A 15863-nucleotide genomic window follows, 5' to 3' on the forward strand; every position below is an offset into this window, starting at 1 on the left:
CAGCACCCGATTCCCACCGGCACGGCAGGAGCGGCTGCCATCGTCGTGTCTGCGCGGCTTCGCCGCGCGCTGTGGGGGCTCCGCCACCCACACCCCTGGAAGCGTCGGTCCAGCGGCCGCCCGCCGAGAGCTACCCGTCCGTGATCTTCACCGTCCACTCCCCGGAGACCGTCCGCCCCTCCGCCTGGACGCGGACCTTGGTGCCCGGGATCGTGAAGCTCTCGCCGAGGGCGACCGGGGCGTCGGCCAGGGGTGGGTAGACGGAGTTCTCCCAGCAGGCCTCGGTGCGGGGGTGGGCGTCGATCACCTGGATGGGGCCGTCGCCGGAGGGGGCGCCGCTGCGGACGCGGTAGACGAGGATGCCGGAGCGGCAGGTCGTCGTGTCGTTGCCGGCCGGCTCGCGCACCTCGAAGGCGAGCACGCTGTCGGGACCGGTGCGCAGGACCGCGAGCTTGGTGCCCCGCCCCAGCCCGAAGGCGGGCGGCCCGGCGGCTCCCGTGACCGGCGGTCCCGGCGCCGCGTCCAGCGGCTCCAGGGTCAGCAGGGTGGTGCCGGACTCCCGTACGCACACCACCTGACGCGGCTCCAGCCACCCCAGCTTCCACTTGTGCCAGCCGAACAGGTCCGGCGACAGCCCGAACTGGCTGCCCATCAGATCCCAGTCGCCGACGTACGTGTCCCAGTCGCCCTTGCCGTCGACCGGCCGGTGGTAGAGGTCCGGCAGGTCGAAGACGTGGCCGGTCTCGTGGGCGAGGACCAGCCGGTCCGGCGGATGCTTCTCGAAGACCGTGACGACACGGCGGATGTCCCGGCCGTCCGCCCGCAGCGGGACGTCCAGGTTGACGACCTTCGTGGCGTCCGAGTCCACGCCGGGCGCGTCCGGGTCGGCGACGAAGTAGACGACGTCGTAGCGGGAGAAGTCGACGCGCGGGTCGGCGACGGCGAGCGCGTCGCGCAGATAGGCGGCGCGGCGCTCGGGGTTCCAGTCGCGTTGTATGGCGTACGAGGTCGCCGGGTGCGGCATCCGGATCCAGCGCTGCAGGGGGTGCGGGCGCAGGGTGAACCTGCCGTAGGAGGCGCGCTCGTAGAAGCGGGTGGTGGCCGGGAAGTGGTCGGCGGTCAGCTGGGCCGGCGTGGTGCGCGGGGCCGAGCCGGGGAAGGACAGGAAGACCATCACCGCGTCCAGCGCGCGAGTCGGGCGCGGATAGGCGGCGTTCCAGGTGTCTAGGCCCTCGGAGTGGTGGGCCTCGGTGCGCCGCAGGGCGCACGGCACCGAGGAGAAGGGCTCGGCGACCGACGGCCCGGTGATCAGGGAGGTCGCGGCGAGCGCGGACAGGGTGGTGCACACGGCGGCGGTGCTGCGCAGTCGGGTGCCCCGGAATCCCTTGGAGGGAGCCAAGAAGGGGAACTGACGCGGCACAGGGACCTCCGGGAGCGGTACACGGGACACCGCACCCAGCCTGTGCATATTTGTCGTACTACGCCCTGTTTGCCTGCCCCAGATGAGTGAGCCGGCCGACGGATCCTCAGATCCGACACCCCGAATCGCTCACGGAACGTCACAAGTGGTCTCAGCACCCATGAACCCGTCCAGCTGCGGGCAGAAACGATCTGTCAGAAGTGCCGCTGGATCCGGGACACTGGACAGTGGCTGGAAGGCCCTTGGGTCTGCCTCTATGATCGGCACACTTTCCTGCACGGACAGAGATCGAGTGCACTGCGGGAGCTAGCGGTGAGCGGAACGTCCGAAGGGCCGGCGCCCGCGGCAGACCTCGACCGGGGCGCCGTAACAGAGAGTGACAGCATCTATCGGTCCGTCTTCAGGACCGCCTCCGTCGCCATGGCGGTCGTCGACCGCGAGGGCCTGGTGGTCACCGCCAACGACGGGTTCGGCGCGCTCCTCGGCAGCCCGCCGGACGCGCTGACCGGCAAGGTCGCCGCCGATCTGGTGGACCTGGCCTCCGACACCCGTACCTGGCACGCCTACCGCGAGGTGCTGCGCGGCCGCGAGGCCCGGCTGCGCTGCACCCGGCGCATGAAGCACCCCGACGGCCAGTCCGTCTGGGTCGAGGTCACGGTCGCCCCGCTGCCGGCCGGCGAGGACGGTGTCCTGCTGTCCGTCACCGACATCAGCGCGCAGCGTGAACTCCAGGGCAGACTGCGGCACTTGCAGATGCACGACCCGGTGACCCGGCTGCCCAACCGCACCCTGTTCTTCGAGCGGCTGACGGCCGCGCTGGAGGCGGGGTCGTACGAGGAGAGCGGCACCGGGCGGATCGGTCTGTGCTATCTGGACCTGGACGGCTTCAAGGCCATCAACGACACCCTCGGCCACCGCGTCGGCGACCGGCTGCTCGCCGCCGTCGCCGAACGGCTGACGCGGTGCGCGGACGAGGCCGGGTACGCCAGAGCGAGCGCACCGCTGGTGGCCAGACTCGGCGGCGACGAGTTCGCCCTGCTGGTCGAGGACTCGACGGGTACCGAGCAGCTCGCCGACCTCGCCGAGTCCGTCCTGAAGGCGGTCCAGGCGCCCTTCGACCTCGCCGGTCAGCGGCTGTCGGTGTCGGCCTCGATCGGGGTCGTGGAGCGGCACGCGGCCGGCACCACCCCGACCGCCCTGATGCAGGCGGCCGACACCACCCTCTACTGGGCCAAGGCCGACGGCAAGGCCCGCTGGACGCTGTTCGACCCGGAGCGCAACGCCCACCGCATGACCCGTCAGGCCCTCGCCTCCCATCTCCGCCCCGCCATCGAGCGCGGTGAGTTCGTGCTGGAGTACCAGCCGCTGGTGGGCATGGAGGACGGGCGGGTCAACGGCGTGGAGGCGCTGGTCCGTTGGAACCATCCGCAGTTCGGTGTCCTGACGCCGAATCGGTTCATCGGACTGGCCGAGGAGGACGGCTCGATCGTGCCGCTCGGCCTGTGGGTGCTGCGCACGGCCTGCCGCCAGGCCCGGCGCTGGCAGCTCGACCACCCCGAGGACCCGCCGCTGTTCGTCAGCGTCAACGTGGCCGTCCGCCAGGTCTGGGACTCCGACCTGGTGGCGGACGTCGCCCAGACCCTCGCGGAGACGGACCTCGCACCGGGACTGCTGCAGCTGGAGCTGACCGAGTCGGCCGTGATGGGCTCCGCGGGCCGCCCGCTGCAGGCCCTGCAGGCGCTCAGCGACATGGGCGTCCGCATCGCCATCGACGACTTCGGCACCGGCTACTCCAACCTGGCCTACCTCAGCCGTCTGCCGGTGTCCGTGCTGAAGCTGGACGGCTCCTTCGTCCGCGGCTTCCAGTACGAGGGCGACAAGGAGGGGACGGTGGCGCCCAACCCGGCCGACGAGGTCGTCGTCGAGGCGATGATCCAACTCGCCCACCGGCTGGGCCTGACGGTCACCGCGGAGTGCGTGGAGACCTCCGCCCAGGCGACCCGGCTGCGCCGCATCGGCTGCGACACCGGCCAGGGCTGGCTGTACTCACGGCCGGTGTCGCCCGAGCGGATCGGCGAGTTGATGGGGACTCAGACCGAGGCCGTCGGCAACCCGTAGGCGTCCGCGATGAGTTCGTAGGAGCGCAGCCGCACCTCGCCGCGGTGGGCGTGCGAGGTGAGCATCAACTCGTCGGCGCCGGTGCGCTTGTGGAGGGCGTCCAGACCGGCGACGACCTCGTCGGCCGTGCCGTGCTCGATGTTCGAGGTCCAGGACGCGACGAACTCCTCCTCGTACGGGCTGAACTCGTGCTTCTCCGCCTCGTCCGGGTCGGGGAACAGGCCCGGCCGGCCGGTGCGCAGCCGGATCATGTTCAGGGCCATCGCGCGGGTCTGGCGGCGGGCCTCCCCCGGGTCGTCCGTGGCGAGGACGGAGACGCCGATGAGGGCGTAGGGCTCGTCCAGGACGTCGGAGGGGCGGAAGGACTCCCGGTACAGCTCCAGGGCCGGGACGGTGTTCTGCGCGGAGAAGTGGTGCGCGAAGGCGAAGGGCAGGCCGAGGACGCCGGCCAGGCGGGCGCTGAAGCCGGAGGAGCCCAGCAGCCAGATCGGCGGCCGGTGCGGGGACTGGACGCCGCCGAGGGACGTGGCCTGCACGGGGCCGGGCACGGCGTGGATGCGGCGGTAGGGGTGGCCGTCCGGGAAGTCGTCGTCCAGGAAGCGGGTCAGCTCGGCGAGCTGCTCGGGGAAGTCGTCGGCGCCCTCGTTGAGCCGCTCGGTGCGGCGCAGGGCGGCGGCCGTGGCGCCGTCGGTGCCGGGGGCGCGGCCGAGACCCAGGTCGACGCGGCCCGGTGCCAGCGCCTCCAGCGTGCCGAACTGCTCGGCGATCACCAGGGGCGCGTGGTTGGGCAGCATCACGCCGCCGGAGCCGAGGCGGATGCGGTCGGTGTGGGCGGCGAGGTGGGCGAGGATCACGGCCGGGGAGGAGGAGGCCACACCCGGCATGGAGTGGTGCTCGGCGACCCAGTAGCGGTGGAAGCCGCGGGACTCGGCGTACCGGGACAGTTCGACGCTGGTGCGCAGTGCGTCGGTGGCGGTACTGCCCGCGCCGACGGTGACCAGGTCCAGTACGGAGAGGGGGACGGGGGCGGTGCCCTGTACGGTGCCCCGGATCTCGTCTGCCGTCACGGTGGGTGCCTCCTGTTGGTGCGACGCGGTTTGCCCGCACAGCTAACAGGAGGCGGTCTCCGCTTTATTCCCGGCGACCCCGACGCCCGACGATCCCGACGCCCGACGATCCCGACGCCCGACGATCAGCGAGGGGCGCTCACACCTGCACGAGCGGCTCCCTGGTGAACAGCGACCCCATCATCGGCGCGTTCACCCGGCGGTCCGCCAGGCGCAGGCCCTCCCAGACCGTGACCTGGTTGGCGGTGAGGACGGGCTTGCCCAGCTCCTTCTCCAGGTCCGGGATGTGGGCCGCCGTGTGCAGGGCCGTGTCCGGCAGGAGCAGGGCCTCGGCGTCCGGGGCGTCGGCCTCGCGGGCCAGCAGATGGATCTCCGCCTCGCCCCAGGTGGCGACCTCGGCGGCGGTGACGATGCCGGCGCCCCGGACGGAGGTGACCTCGACGCCCCCGGCGCGCAGGAAGTCAGCGAAGAGCTCCGCGACGTCCTCGGGGTAGGTCGCGCCGACCGCCACCTTGTGCACGCCCAGCTCGCGCAGCGCGTGGACGAAGGCGAAGGACGTGGAGGAGGCCGGCATCCCGGCCGTGACGGCGAGGGTGCGCACCTGTTCGTGGGCGCCCTCCCAGCCGTATACGAAGCTGCCGCTGGTGCACGCCCAGACCACCGACTCGGCGCCCGCCATGCGCAGTTCGTCGACGCCCGCCGCCAGCCGCTCGGCCGAGCCCATCTCCCGCAGGGCGTCCACCCGGTGGGCGTCCGTACCGATGTCGGTGTGGACGACGTCGAGGCGGATGTCACTACCGAGCAGCTGCTCGATGCGCGGGTAGTCGTCCTCGGCGGAGTGCCCCGGGTAGAGGAATCCGAGTGCGGTCATGACCTGCCTTCCTGCTGCTGTTCACCGTCCGGGAGTTCCGGCACCACGGGACCGGAGCGCGCCGCCGGATCGATCAGCGCCTGATACGGTCCCACCGCCCGGGTACCCATTCGGGCCAGCGCGGCCCACATGGTCACCTGGTTGGCCGAGATGACCGGGATGCGCAGTTCGGCCTCCAGCTGCGGGATGACGTCGTAGGTCGGCAGATTGGTGCAGCTGATGAACAGCACGTCGGCGGCGCGCCGGACCGCCCGGTGCGCCATGGCGACCACGTCGCGGTACGGCACCTTCCAGATGTGCCGGGTCAGACCCATGTACGCGCACCCGGTGACCTCTGCCCCCGCCTCGGCGAGGTACTCCTCCAGCGCGTGGGTGACGGACCCGGTGTACGGCGTGACCAGCGCGACCCGCCGCGCGCCGAGCGCCGCCAGGGCCTGAAGGAGCGCGCCCGAGGTGGTGACCGAGGGGACCGCGCCGGCCCGGGTCATCGCCGCGCACATCGCCCGCTCCCCGGTGATCCCGCCGACGAAGCTGCCGGAGGTGCAGGCATAGGCGACGACCTCGGGGGTGATCGCGGTGAGGGTGCGCACCGCGTCGTCCAGCGTCTGGTGTTCACTGACCAGCCGGGCGAGGTCGAGGCTGACCTCGACCGGCACGTACGGGGTGCGGGTGAGGTGCAGCGACACCTCGTCGGGGACCCAGCGCCACAGCTCGCGGTCCAGGGCGAAGTCGAAGGGGGCGACGACTCCGACACCGCGCTGCGGCCGGGGACCACCCAGGAAGGACACGTCCATGACGGCCACCGCCCTCACTGTGAGAAAGGGGTGAGCAACGGACCGTGCGTACGCCCGTGTTGACGAAGGTAGGTTCGGGTGCGAGCGTGGTCAAACCTCGCATGTCAGACGGCCGCCCCGCTCCGGAATCGAGTCCCTGCGCATGACCGTCCCCACCGTCCTGGTCCTGGACGCCGATCCCCTCCCCCGCCTCGGGCGCCTCACGGGTCGCGCCCGTGTCGAGCACGCCGATCCCTCGACGCTGGCCGAGCGGCTGCCGCACGCGGACGTACTGCTGGTCTGGGACTTCACGTCCCGGGCGGTGCGGGCCGCGTGGCCGGGCGCGGGGCCGCGGCCGCGCTGGGTGCACACCGCGAGCGCGGGCGTGGACCATCTGATGTGTCCGGAACTCGCCGCCTCGGACACCGTGGTCACCAACGCGCGGGGCGTCTTCGACCAGCCGATCGCCGAGTATGTCGCCGCCCTCGTCCTGGCCATGGCCAAGGACCTGCCGAGGACGCTGGAGCTGCAGCGGGAGCGGACCTGGCGGCACCGGGAGAGCCAGCGGGTGGCGGGCACCCGCGCGTGCGTGGTCGGGTCCGGGCCGATCGGCCGGACGATCGCCCGCATGCTCAGGGCGCTCGACATCACCACCGCGCTGGTCGGGCGCACCCCGCACACCGGCATCCACGGCCCCGAGGACCTGGACCGGCTGATCGCCCGCGCCGACTGGGTGATCGCGGCCGCCCCGCTGACCGAGCAGACGCGGGGCATGTTCGACGCCCGCCGCTTCGACGTGATGCAGCCCTCGGCCCGCTTCATCAACGTCGGGCGCGGTGGTCTGGTCGTCGAGGAGGCCCTCGCGGACGCCCTCGCCAAGCGCTGGATCGCGGGCGCCGCCCTGGACGTCTTCGAGCACGAACCGCTCACCCCCGACAGCCCCCTGTGGCGGGCCCCGGGCCTGATCGTGTCCCCGCACATGAGCGGGGACACGGTCGGCTGGCGCGACGAACTCGGCTCGCAGTTCGTCGAGTTGTACGAGCGCTGGGAGACCGGCCGGCCCCTGCTGAACGTGGTCGACAAGCAACGGGGGTATGTACCCGGACGCTGAACCGCCGAGCGATGGAGGGCAGATGACGGACCTCGACCTCACCGAGCTGACCGCCGCACGACTCGTCGAGGGGTACCGCAAGGGCGAGTTCAGTCCGGAGGAGGCCACGCGGGCCGCGCTGGAGCGGGCCGAGCGGATCCAGCCGGAGGTCAACGCCTTCGTACGGCTGCTGGGGGACGAGGCGCTGGCCCAGGCGCGGGAGTCGACGGAGCGATGGCGCCGGGGCGAGCCGAAGGGGCTGGTGGACGGGGTTCCGACGACCGTCAAGGACATCATCCTGCTGAAGGGCGCACCCACCCTCAAAGGGTCCAAGGCCATTTCGGAGCAGGGGAGTTGGGACGAGGACGCCCCGTCCGTCGCCCGGCTGCGGGAGCACGGCGCCGTGTTCGTCGGCAAGACCACGACCCCCGAGTTCGGCTGGAAGGGCGTCACGGACTCACCGCTGTCCGGCGTCACCCGCAACCCGCACGACCCCTCCCGCACGGCCGGCGGCTCCAGCGGCGGCGCGGCGGCCGCCGTGGCCCTCGGCGCCGGGCCCCTCGCGCTCGGCACGGACGGCGGGGGCAGTGTCCGTATCCCGGCCGCGTTCTGCGGGATCTTCGCGCTGAAGCCGACGTACGGCCGTGTCCCGCTGTATCCGGCGAGCGCCTTCGGCACGCTGGCGCACGTGGGGCCGATGACCCGGGACGCGGCGGACGCGGCGCTGCTGCTCGACGTGATCGGCGTGCCGGACAGCCGTGACTGGTCGGCGCTGGGACCGGCGCCCGGGTCGTTCACGGCGGGGCTGGCGGGCGGGGTGCGGGGGCTGCGGGTGGCGTACTCGCCGTCCCTGGGCGGGCAGGTGGCCGTACAGCCCGCCGTGGCCGCCGCGGTGCGCCGGGCGGTGGAGCGACTGGCGGTACTCGGCGCGTACGTCACCGAGGCCGACCCCGACTTCGCCGACCCGGTCGACGCCTTCCACACCCTGTGGTTCTCCGGCGCGGCCCGGGTCACCCAGCAGCTCTCGCCACGGCAGCGGGAGTCGCTCGACCCCGGCCTGAAGGAGATCCGCGCGGCCGGCGCGCGCTTCTCCGCGCTCGACTACCTCGCCGCGGTGGATGTCCGCATGGAGCTCGGCCGCCGTATGGGCCGCTTCCACGACTCCTACGACCTGCTGGTCACCCCGACGCTCCCGATCACCGCCTTCGAGGCGGGTGTCGAGGTGCCGAAGGGCTCGGGGCACCGGCGCTGGACGGGCTGGACGCCGTTCACCTACCCCTTCAACATGACCCAGCAGCCGGCGGCGACCGTCCCCGTCGGCACGGACGGGGACGGCCTGCCGGTCGGGCTTCAGCTGGTGGCGGCCCGGCACCGGGACGACCTGGTGCTGCGGGCCGCCCACGCGCTGCAGGAGAGCGGGGTCACGTCCGGCGGAAGCTGAGCGTCTCCCCCGCCGCCCCCGACCGCCACAGGTCGTTGCAGCCCTCCGCCATCGCCTCCAGGCCCTCGACGACCTGGCCCCAGACGATGCCGGGGACCCAGCCGACGTCGGCGTTGATCAGCAGGTTGTTGCGTTCGTAGAAGAGGGCGAGATCGACGACCGTGGTGCCCGCGCGGACCTCGCGGTCGTAGCCGTAGGCCTGCGTGCCGAGTTCCGTCCCGGCGAAGGAGAAATAGCAGAGATCTCCCGGAATAGGGGTCACTGTCGGATTTTCCAGGGGTGGTTCGGATGTCGTGAATGGAGGGAAGAGGGCATAGATCTCGTTGCGCGCGTATTTCGCGTGATAAACGTCACCCGCCAGGGGCAGGGCGTCCCACACCGCGGCGCAGGTGAGGGGAGCACGGTCGTCCAGCAGTTTTGCCGTGCAGGTGATTCCGCGTTTGACCAGCGAGACTTCTATGAAACGGTCGGCCATGTCATCCATGGTGCATACATCGCATGCCTTCGGGTAGCCGCGCCGCCATGGCTCCACCTTTTGGGTACGAGAACGATCACAAAAAAGACAGAGGCACCCCCGGGACCACGCGCCGGTCGCTGCTCGCGGGGGTGGCGGCGCTCGGCGCGCTGGGGGCCGCGGGCTGCAGCCGCGTGGCCACCGCGTCCACCGTCGAGGGCGGTGACCTGCTCGAACGGCTCCGCGCCGCCGGTGTGGTGCGGCTGGGAATCGCGGGTGAGATCCCCTTCGGATACATCGACAAGAACGGCGAGCTGACCGGCGAGGCACCGGAGCTGGCCAAAGTCATATTCAAGCGGCTGGGCATCGACAAGGTGCAGCCCGTGCCCACCGAGTTCGGCTCGCTGATTCCCGGTCTGAATTCCCAGCAGTTCGATGTCGTGGCGGCCGGGATGTACGTCAATCCCGAACGCTGCCAGCAGGTGATCTTCGCGGATCCCGACTATCAGATGCTCGATTCCTTCATCGTCCGCAAGGGAAATCCAAAAGGTCTTCACAACTACAAGGACGTCGTCGCGAAGAAGGCCAGGTTCGCCACCGGCACCGGTTATGCGGAGATCCAGTACGCCGTCGACGCCGGATACCAGCAGAGCGACATCCTGATCGTCCCGGACCAGGTCGCGGGCCTGAACGCCGTCGAGGCCGGACGCGTCGACGTCTTCGCCGGTACGGCGCTCACCACCCGCGAGGTGGTGAAGAAGTCGGGCAAGGCCGAGGCCACCGAGGCCTTCGCGCCGCTCGTGGACGGCAAGCCGCACGTCGACGGCGGCGCCTTCGCGTTCCGGCCGACCGAGACCCGGCTGCGGGACGCCTTCAACGTGGAGCTGCGCAAGCTGAAGAAGAGCGGCGAGCTCTTCCGCATCCTCAGGCCCTTCGGCTTCACCCGGGACGAGATGACCGACCTGACCGCCAAGGAGCTGTGCGGGGGAGGCAAGAGCGGATGACCACCGGACTGTGGGAACTCGTACTCAAGGGCATCTGGACCACCGTCCAGCTGCTGGTCCTCAGCAGCCTGCTGGCGGCAGCCGTCTCCTTCGTCGTCGGCGTCGCGCGCACCCATCGGCTGTGGATCGTCCGCTTCCTCGCGGGCTTCTACACCGAGGTGTTCCGCGGTACCTCGGCCCTCGTCATGATCTTCTGGGTCTTCTTCGTGCTGCCCCCGGCCTTCGGCTGGCAGCTGGTGCCGATGTGGGCGGGCACGCTCGCGCTCGGGCTGACCTACGGCGCCTACGGCTCGGAGATCGTGCGCGGCGCGCTCGGCGCGGTCGACCCGGCGCAGAAGGAGGGCGGGATCGCGCTCAGCTTCACACCCTGGCAGCGGATGCGGCTGATCCTGCTGCCGCAGGCGGTGCCGGAGATGATCCCGCCGTTCTCCAACCTGCTGATCGAACTGCTCAAGGGCACCGCGCTGGTGTCGGTCATGGGCATGGGCGATCTGACGTTCAGCGCCAACCTGGTGCGGCTCGCGCTGCAGCAGAGCGCGGAGATCTACACGTACGTCCTGCTCATCTACTTCGTGATCGCGTTCCTGCTCACCCGGGTCATGCGGGGCCTGGAGAAGAAGCTGAAGGCGGGGGTCGGCAAGGCGCCCGAGCGCAAGGTGACGGCTGCTGAGCCCGTCGGCGCGGGCGTCGGTGTCGGAGGGGGTGCGTGATGAAGTGGGACTGGAACGCCGTGAGCGAGTTCATGCCGCACTTCTGGGACGGCGTGCTCGTCACCCTGCAGGCCCTCGCGCTGGGTTCACTGATCGCGTTCGCGCTGGGCCTGGTGTGGGCGTTGCTGATGCGGATGCCGAGCCGCTGGGTGCGCTGGCCGGTCGGTGTGGTCACCGAGTTCGTGCGCGACACCCCGCTGCTGGTGCAGCTGTTCTTCCTCTTCTACGTGATGCCCGAGTGGGGCCTGACGATGTCCGCGCTGACCACCGGCGTCCTCGGCATCGGCCTGCACTACTCGACGTACACGATGCAGGTCTACCGCGCCGGCATCGAGGCCGTGCCGGCCGGCCAGTGGGAGGCCGCGACGGCGCTGAACCTGCCGCGGCTGCGGACCTGGCAGATCGTGATCCTGCCGCAGGCGATCCGCCGGGTGGTGCCGGCCCTCGGCAACTACGTCATCGCGATGCTCAAGGACACGCCGATGCTGATGGCGATCACCGTGCTGGAGATGCTCGGCCAGGCACGGCTCTTCTCCCAGCAGCACTTCCAGTTCACCGAGCCCCTCACGGTGATCGGCGTGGCCTTCATCGTCATTTCCTATCTGGCCTCCCTTCTTCTGCGAGCTCTGGAGCGACGCCTTGTCCACTGACGCCCCTCTGATGAACGAACCCGACGCCCACGCCAACCCGCCGGTGGACGGCAGCGAGCTGATCCGGCTCGAACAGGTCACCAAGCGGTTCGGTGACAACACGGTCCTGGACCGGCTGGACTTCTCCGTCGACTCCGGCAAGCACGTCACCCTGATCGGCCCGTCCGGCTCCGGCAAGACGACGATCCTGCGACTGCTGATGACACTGACCAAGCCCGACGAGGGCACCATCACCGTCGACGGTCAGCGGCTCTTCCCGGCGCCCGAGAAGCAGGTGCGCGAGGTCCGCAAGAAGATCGGGATGGTGTTCCAGCAGTTCAACCTGTTCCCGAACATGACCGTGCTGCGCAATGTCACCGAGGCGCCGGTGACCGTGCTCGGCATGTCCAAGGACGAGGCGGAGCAGCGCGCCCTGGACCTGCTGGACCTGGTTGGCCTCGCCGACAAGGCCGGCGCCCGCCCCACCCAGCTCTCCGGCGGCCAGCAGCAGCGGGTGGCGATCGCCCGGGCGCTGGCGATGCGGCCGCGGGTGCTGCTGCTGGACGAGGTGACCTCGGCGCTCGACCCGGAGCTGGTGGCCGGCGTCCTGGACGTGCTGCGGGACATCGCCCGCACCACCGACATCACCATGCTCTGCGTGACCCACGAGATGAACTTCGCCCGGGACATCTCCGACCAGGTGCTGATGTTCGACTCCGGCCGGGTCATCGAGTCGGGGCCGCCGGAGAAGATCTTCAGCGAGCCGGAACAGGACCGGACGCGGGAATTTCTGAGCGCGGTGCTCTGACGTCGGAAGTTGAACACTGTTCAATCTCCGAGGTCCGGGGCGCGGGTCATGTCGCTGGCATATGCCAGCGTGTCTGCGCCCCTGCTGAGCGCCGTGCACGGGCCCCGTAATCTCGTCAACAACCGCTCACAACACGCCTCTTGGCCGTTATCGTGGTAATGATTCACTGACCGGAATACGGCCCAGTAGTGAACGAGCGCAGGGGGAACCGTGGCGCTGAAGCACGAGCCGACCGCGCCGTACCACTCGGCCCAGGACGCCTTGCGCGTCCTGGAGACCGTGGCGCGGCACACCACCGGAATCACCGACGAACGACTCGCCCGGCACACCGACCTCGACCCGGAGCGGCTGACCACCCTCCTGAAGATGCTGCGCCGCGAGGGCTACGTCGAGCAGATCGCCGACGGCGCCTACATAACCGGCGACGCCCTGACCCGTCTGAGCTCCGCCGAGGGCCATGAGCAGGCGCTGCGCGACAAACTGCAGCGCACCCTGGACCGGCTGCGCGACTCGGTGGGCGCGGCGGTGTACCTCAGCCGATACGTCGACGGCGAGGTGCGGGTCTCCCAGTACGCGGACGGGCCCACGACCCCCGTCGTCAACGAGTGGGTGGACTTCCGCTCCTGCGCCCATGCCACCGCGATCGGCAAGAGCCTGCTCGGCCAGCTCGACGTCAACGGCCGCCGTGACCATCTGTCCCGGCACAAGATGGCGCGGCTGACCTCGCGCACCATCACCAGCGACAAGCTCCTGCTGCACCGCCTGGAGTCCCAGCCGCCGAGCGTGCCCCACCTGGACCTCCAGGAGTACGCGATCGGCACGGTCTGTGCCGCCGTACCGATCACCGCCGGCTCAACGGTCGGCTGCCTGGCCCTGTCACTGCCGGTTCAGGACGCCCACCGCCTGCGCCGGGCCGCGGACGCCCTGAACCGGAACGCGGCACCGGTACTGCTCTCCCTGGCCATCTGAGGGTGGTCGGTAGCACCCCTTCGGAGCAGGTAGTATTTTCTTCGTCGTCACCGGCGGGAAACACTTCGAGCCGGTGACGAGAGTCATGCGCCGCTAGCTCAGTTGGTTAGAGCAGCTGACTCTTAATCAGCGGGTCCGGGGTTCGAGTCCCTGGCGGCGCACGGTGAGTGAAGGTCCTTCGCAGACGCGGGGGACCTTCGCCATTGAAGCGGGGCACCAAAGCAGCGGCTGGGGGTCCGGGGGTCATCCCCCGGGCAATGCAGCATCAGCGGGTCCGGGGTTCGAGTCCCTGGCGGCGCACGGTTTCGATGGCAACCCCATCAGGAAGGGCCTCTCGTGGGAGCGAGGGGCCCTTTGGCGTCCTCCGGGGTCAGCAGGCGGTACGTCCGCTCCCCCGGCGGCGTCCACCACACCGGATCGCCGCAGCGGACCCCCTCCTTCCGTAGCCCTGCCCGGTGGATCTTGTTGGTCGCCGTGACCGGCATCCGCTGCACCACCCGCACGAACCGGGGCGCCATCTTCGTGCCGAGGTCGGGCTGCGCGGCCAGGAACTCGGCGAACCCGGCCGGCTCGAAGGACCCCGCGATCGTCGCCATCACCTGGTCCCCGGTCACCGGATCCGGCACCGCGTACACGGCGACGGCGTCCGCGCCCGGATACCGGGCGAGGATGTTCTCGATCATCGCGGCGGCCAGGTTCTCCCCGTCGACGCGGATCCGGTCGTCCGCGCGCCCGGCGAAGTAGAGATAGCCGTCGGTGTCCCGGTAGAAGAGGTCACCGGTCCAGTACGCACCGTCCCGCCGCCGCTCGGTCTCCGCGCCCGGGTTGCGCCAGTACCCCTCGAAGGGGTTCGGCGCCCGGTTGACCAGCTCCCCTATCGCCTCGTCCCCGTTCCGCAGCCGCCCCGCCGCGTCGAACACGGCAGGCGCCCGTTCCCGCCCCGTCTCCGGATCGAGTACGACGAGACCGGGCGCCGCCTTTCCCACCGCCCCGGCCGGCGTCCCCGGCGACCACTGGATCGCCGCCCCGCCCTCCGAGGAGCCGTACCCCTCCACCAGCCGCACGCCGAACCGCCGCCGGAAGGCCGCCGCGTCCACCGCCCCCGCCTCGGTGCCGAAGCCGAGCCGCAGCGGGTTGTCGGGGTCGTCGGCACGCTCCTCGGTGGCCAGGATGTACTGCACGGCCCGGCCCACGTAAGTGAAGTACGTCGCCCCGAACTTCCGCACGTCCGTCAGGAACCCGGACGCCGAGAACCGCCGCCTGAGCGCCACCCCCGCCCCGGCCGCCAGCGCGGGCGCCCAGTCGGCGATCACCGCGTTGCCGTGGAACATCGGCATGCAGACGTAGTGCACGTCCTCGCGCCGCACCCCGAACTGCCCGACCAGCGAGGCCCCGGCGGCGGCCAGCCGGCCCTGACTGCAGATCGCCGCCTTCGGGGCGCCCGTCGAACCCGAGGTGAAGTACAACAGCAGACGGTCCTCGGGCGTGGCCCGGGAGGCGTCCGGCACGGCATCCGCATAGGGCGCGAGCAGGTCGGCGTACTCCGCGGTGTCGGTCAACAGCAGGCGCACCCCAGGGAGTTCGAGGCCCTTGAGGAGCGGGAGGTGGGTGTGGCTCGTGACCAGGAGGCGGCACTCGGTGTGCAGGATGTCCCGGGCCAGTTCGGGGCCGCGGCGGGTGGGGTTGATCCCGGCGACGGCCGCTCCCGCGAGGGCGGCCGCGCTCAACCACAGTGGATATTCGGGGGTGTTGTCGAGCAGCACGCCCACATGCGGCTCCGCGCCGGGCGGCAGGAGGTCGGCCAGCAGGGCCGCGCGGGCGGCGGCACCGGCGGCCACCGCGTGATGGGTGAGCACCTGATCCTCGAACCACAGCCCCGGACGGTGGTCGCCCCACCGCCCGGCCACCAGCTCCGCGACCGTGCGCCTCCTGGAGTCCATGGAGCCGCACGATAATTGACGGGTCGTCAGATGTGGAGCGTCATGGCAGGACTTCGCTAGGGCAGAACGCCGTCCATGATGGAGAAGCCCACGTGCACTGCAACCATGAACATGACACAGAAGGCGATGAACACACCGAAGAAGGCCAGCAGACAGCCCTGTTCCGCCACGAGCCGCCCGGGCGCCGGCGGCTTCGCCGTGGCCCGCTCCGGATGCTCGGCCGTGTAGCGCACCATGACGACGTCACCGGTGACGATCGTGCTCGGCCCGTTGCTCTCCTCGAAGCGGACGGGACGGCCCTCACGGCTCGTGAACTCGTAGACGTGGTGCAGTGTCGTGCTCACGGAGGTCTCACCGCCCCCGCTGGTCGTGGTGTAGGTGTTCAGGCACCGCGCCTCGGCGGTGAGCCCGCTGTTCCAGGCGCTGCTGATGTGCCGGGCGCGGCGGAGCAGTGCGACCAGGGCGGTGAGCGCGAAGGCGATCATCAGCCCGGGCACGAGGTAGAAGAACGCTTCCATGGCATCCCCCGAGATCGTACGCCGACCCCGTTCGGCCGGCGTGGGAGGAAC

Annotated in this window: 15 protein-coding genes and 1 tRNA gene; 9 read left to right on the plus strand and 7 right to left on the minus strand. The window is 70.8% G+C overall.

Annotated elements, in window-relative coordinates; genetic code table 11:
• Positions 1 to 130: 130 nt before the first annotated feature.
• Positions 131 to 1450, minus strand: coding sequence for a M6 family metalloprotease domain-containing protein (locus ABZ453_RS09980; RefSeq protein ID WP_359013459.1), 1320 nt, complete (start codon positions 1448 to 1450; stop codon positions 131 to 133).
• A gap of 282 nt (positions 1451 to 1732) precedes the next feature.
• Between ABZ453_RS09980 and ABZ453_RS09985 the strand changes: the two genes are divergently transcribed.
• On the plus strand, positions 1733 to 3538 hold the full coding sequence (locus tag ABZ453_RS09985) for an EAL domain-containing protein (RefSeq protein WP_359013461.1): 1806 nt from the start codon (positions 1733 to 1735) through the stop codon (positions 3536 to 3538).
• Here the strand turns inward: ABZ453_RS09985 and ABZ453_RS09990 are convergent.
• From ABZ453_RS09990 to ABZ453_RS10000, 3 genes are all read right to left on the minus strand, one after another.
• Complete coding sequence (locus tag ABZ453_RS09990) at positions 3511 to 4605, minus strand: LLM class flavin-dependent oxidoreductase (protein ID WP_359013463.1); 1095 nt, start codon at positions 4603 to 4605, stop codon at positions 3511 to 3513. The genes ABZ453_RS09985 and ABZ453_RS09990 overlap by 28 nt on opposite strands.
• Positions 4606 to 4744: 139 nt before the next feature.
• Positions 4745 to 5476, minus strand: a complete 732-nt coding sequence (locus ABZ453_RS09995) for a decarboxylase (protein ID WP_359013465.1) — start codon at positions 5474 to 5476, stop codon at positions 4745 to 4747.
• Positions 5473 to 6270, minus strand: coding sequence for an aspartate/glutamate racemase family protein (locus ABZ453_RS10000; RefSeq protein WP_359013753.1), 798 nt, complete (start codon positions 6268 to 6270; stop codon positions 5473 to 5475). Before ABZ453_RS10000 ends, ABZ453_RS09995 begins: the two co-directional genes overlap by 4 nt.
• 142 nt (positions 6271 to 6412) lie before the next feature.
• On the opposite strand from ABZ453_RS10000, the gene ABZ453_RS10005 reads away from it, so the two are divergent.
• Together ABZ453_RS10005 and ABZ453_RS10010 are read left to right on the plus strand one after the other, a co-directional pair.
• On the plus strand, positions 6413 to 7360 hold the full coding sequence (locus ABZ453_RS10005; RefSeq protein ID WP_359013466.1) for a D-2-hydroxyacid dehydrogenase: 948 nt from the start codon (positions 6413 to 6415) through the stop codon (positions 7358 to 7360).
• Positions 7361 to 7382: 22 nt separating this feature from the next.
• Positions 7383 to 8780, plus strand: coding sequence for an amidase (locus tag ABZ453_RS10010; protein ID WP_359013468.1), 1398 nt, complete (start codon positions 7383 to 7385; stop codon positions 8778 to 8780).
• On the opposite strand, the gene ABZ453_RS10015 is transcribed toward ABZ453_RS10010, so the two are convergent.
• Complete coding sequence (locus tag ABZ453_RS10015) at positions 8761 to 9255, minus strand: DUF3830 family protein (protein WP_359013470.1); 495 nt, start codon at positions 9253 to 9255, stop codon at positions 8761 to 8763. The two genes, ABZ453_RS10010 and ABZ453_RS10015, sit on opposite strands and share 20 nt — an antisense overlap.
• Positions 9256 to 9302: 47 nt before the next feature.
• On the opposite strand from ABZ453_RS10015, the gene ehuB reads away from it, so the two are divergent.
• The 6 genes from ehuB to ABZ453_RS10045 all read left to right on the plus strand — a co-directional run bounded on the left by ehuB (position 9303) and on the right by ABZ453_RS10045 (position 13515).
• Positions 9303 to 10238, plus strand: coding sequence for an ectoine/hydroxyectoine ABC transporter substrate-binding protein EhuB (ehuB, locus tag ABZ453_RS10020; protein WP_359013472.1), 936 nt, complete (start codon positions 9303 to 9305; stop codon positions 10236 to 10238).
• A complete protein-coding gene (ehuC, locus tag ABZ453_RS10025) occupies positions 10235 to 10948 on the plus strand; it encodes an ectoine/hydroxyectoine ABC transporter permease subunit EhuC (RefSeq protein ID WP_359013474.1) in 714 nt (237 codons plus the stop codon). Before ehuB ends, ehuC begins: the two co-directional genes overlap by 4 nt.
• Positions 10948 to 11598, plus strand: a complete 651-nt coding sequence (ehuD, locus tag ABZ453_RS10030; RefSeq protein WP_359013476.1) for an ectoine/hydroxyectoine ABC transporter permease subunit EhuD — start codon at positions 10948 to 10950, stop codon at positions 11596 to 11598. Before ehuC ends, ehuD begins: the two co-directional genes overlap by 1 nt.
• Before the next feature lie 10 nt (positions 11599 to 11608).
• Complete coding sequence (gene ehuA, locus ABZ453_RS10035) at positions 11609 to 12385, plus strand: ectoine/hydroxyectoine ABC transporter ATP-binding protein EhuA (RefSeq protein WP_359013478.1); 777 nt, start codon at positions 11609 to 11611, stop codon at positions 12383 to 12385.
• A 210-nt stretch (positions 12386 to 12595) separates the two neighbouring features.
• The gene (locus ABZ453_RS10040; protein WP_359013480.1) at positions 12596 to 13354 is read left to right on the plus strand and encodes an IclR family transcriptional regulator C-terminal domain-containing protein; all 759 of its coding nucleotides are present in this window, start codon (positions 12596 to 12598) and stop codon (positions 13352 to 13354) included.
• Positions 13355 to 13441: 87 nt separating this feature from the next.
• Positions 13442 to 13515: transfer RNA gene (locus ABZ453_RS10045), tRNA-Lys, on the plus strand.
• A 159-nt stretch (positions 13516 to 13674) separates the two neighbouring features.
• Here the strand turns inward: ABZ453_RS10045 and ABZ453_RS10050 are convergent.
• Complete coding sequence (locus tag ABZ453_RS10050) at positions 13675 to 15294, minus strand: AMP-binding protein (protein ID WP_359013482.1); 1620 nt, start codon at positions 15292 to 15294, stop codon at positions 13675 to 13677.
• A gap of 56 nt (positions 15295 to 15350) precedes the next feature.
• Complete coding sequence (locus tag ABZ453_RS10055; protein WP_359013484.1) at positions 15351 to 15812, minus strand: DUF3592 domain-containing protein; 462 nt, start codon at positions 15810 to 15812, stop codon at positions 15351 to 15353.
• Positions 15813 to 15863: the final 51 nt, after the last annotated feature.

This window comes from Streptomyces sp. NPDC005799, assembly GCF_040630525.1.
Taxonomy (GTDB): domain Bacteria; phylum Actinomycetota; class Actinomycetes; order Streptomycetales; family Streptomycetaceae; genus Streptomyces; species Streptomyces griseorubiginosus_B.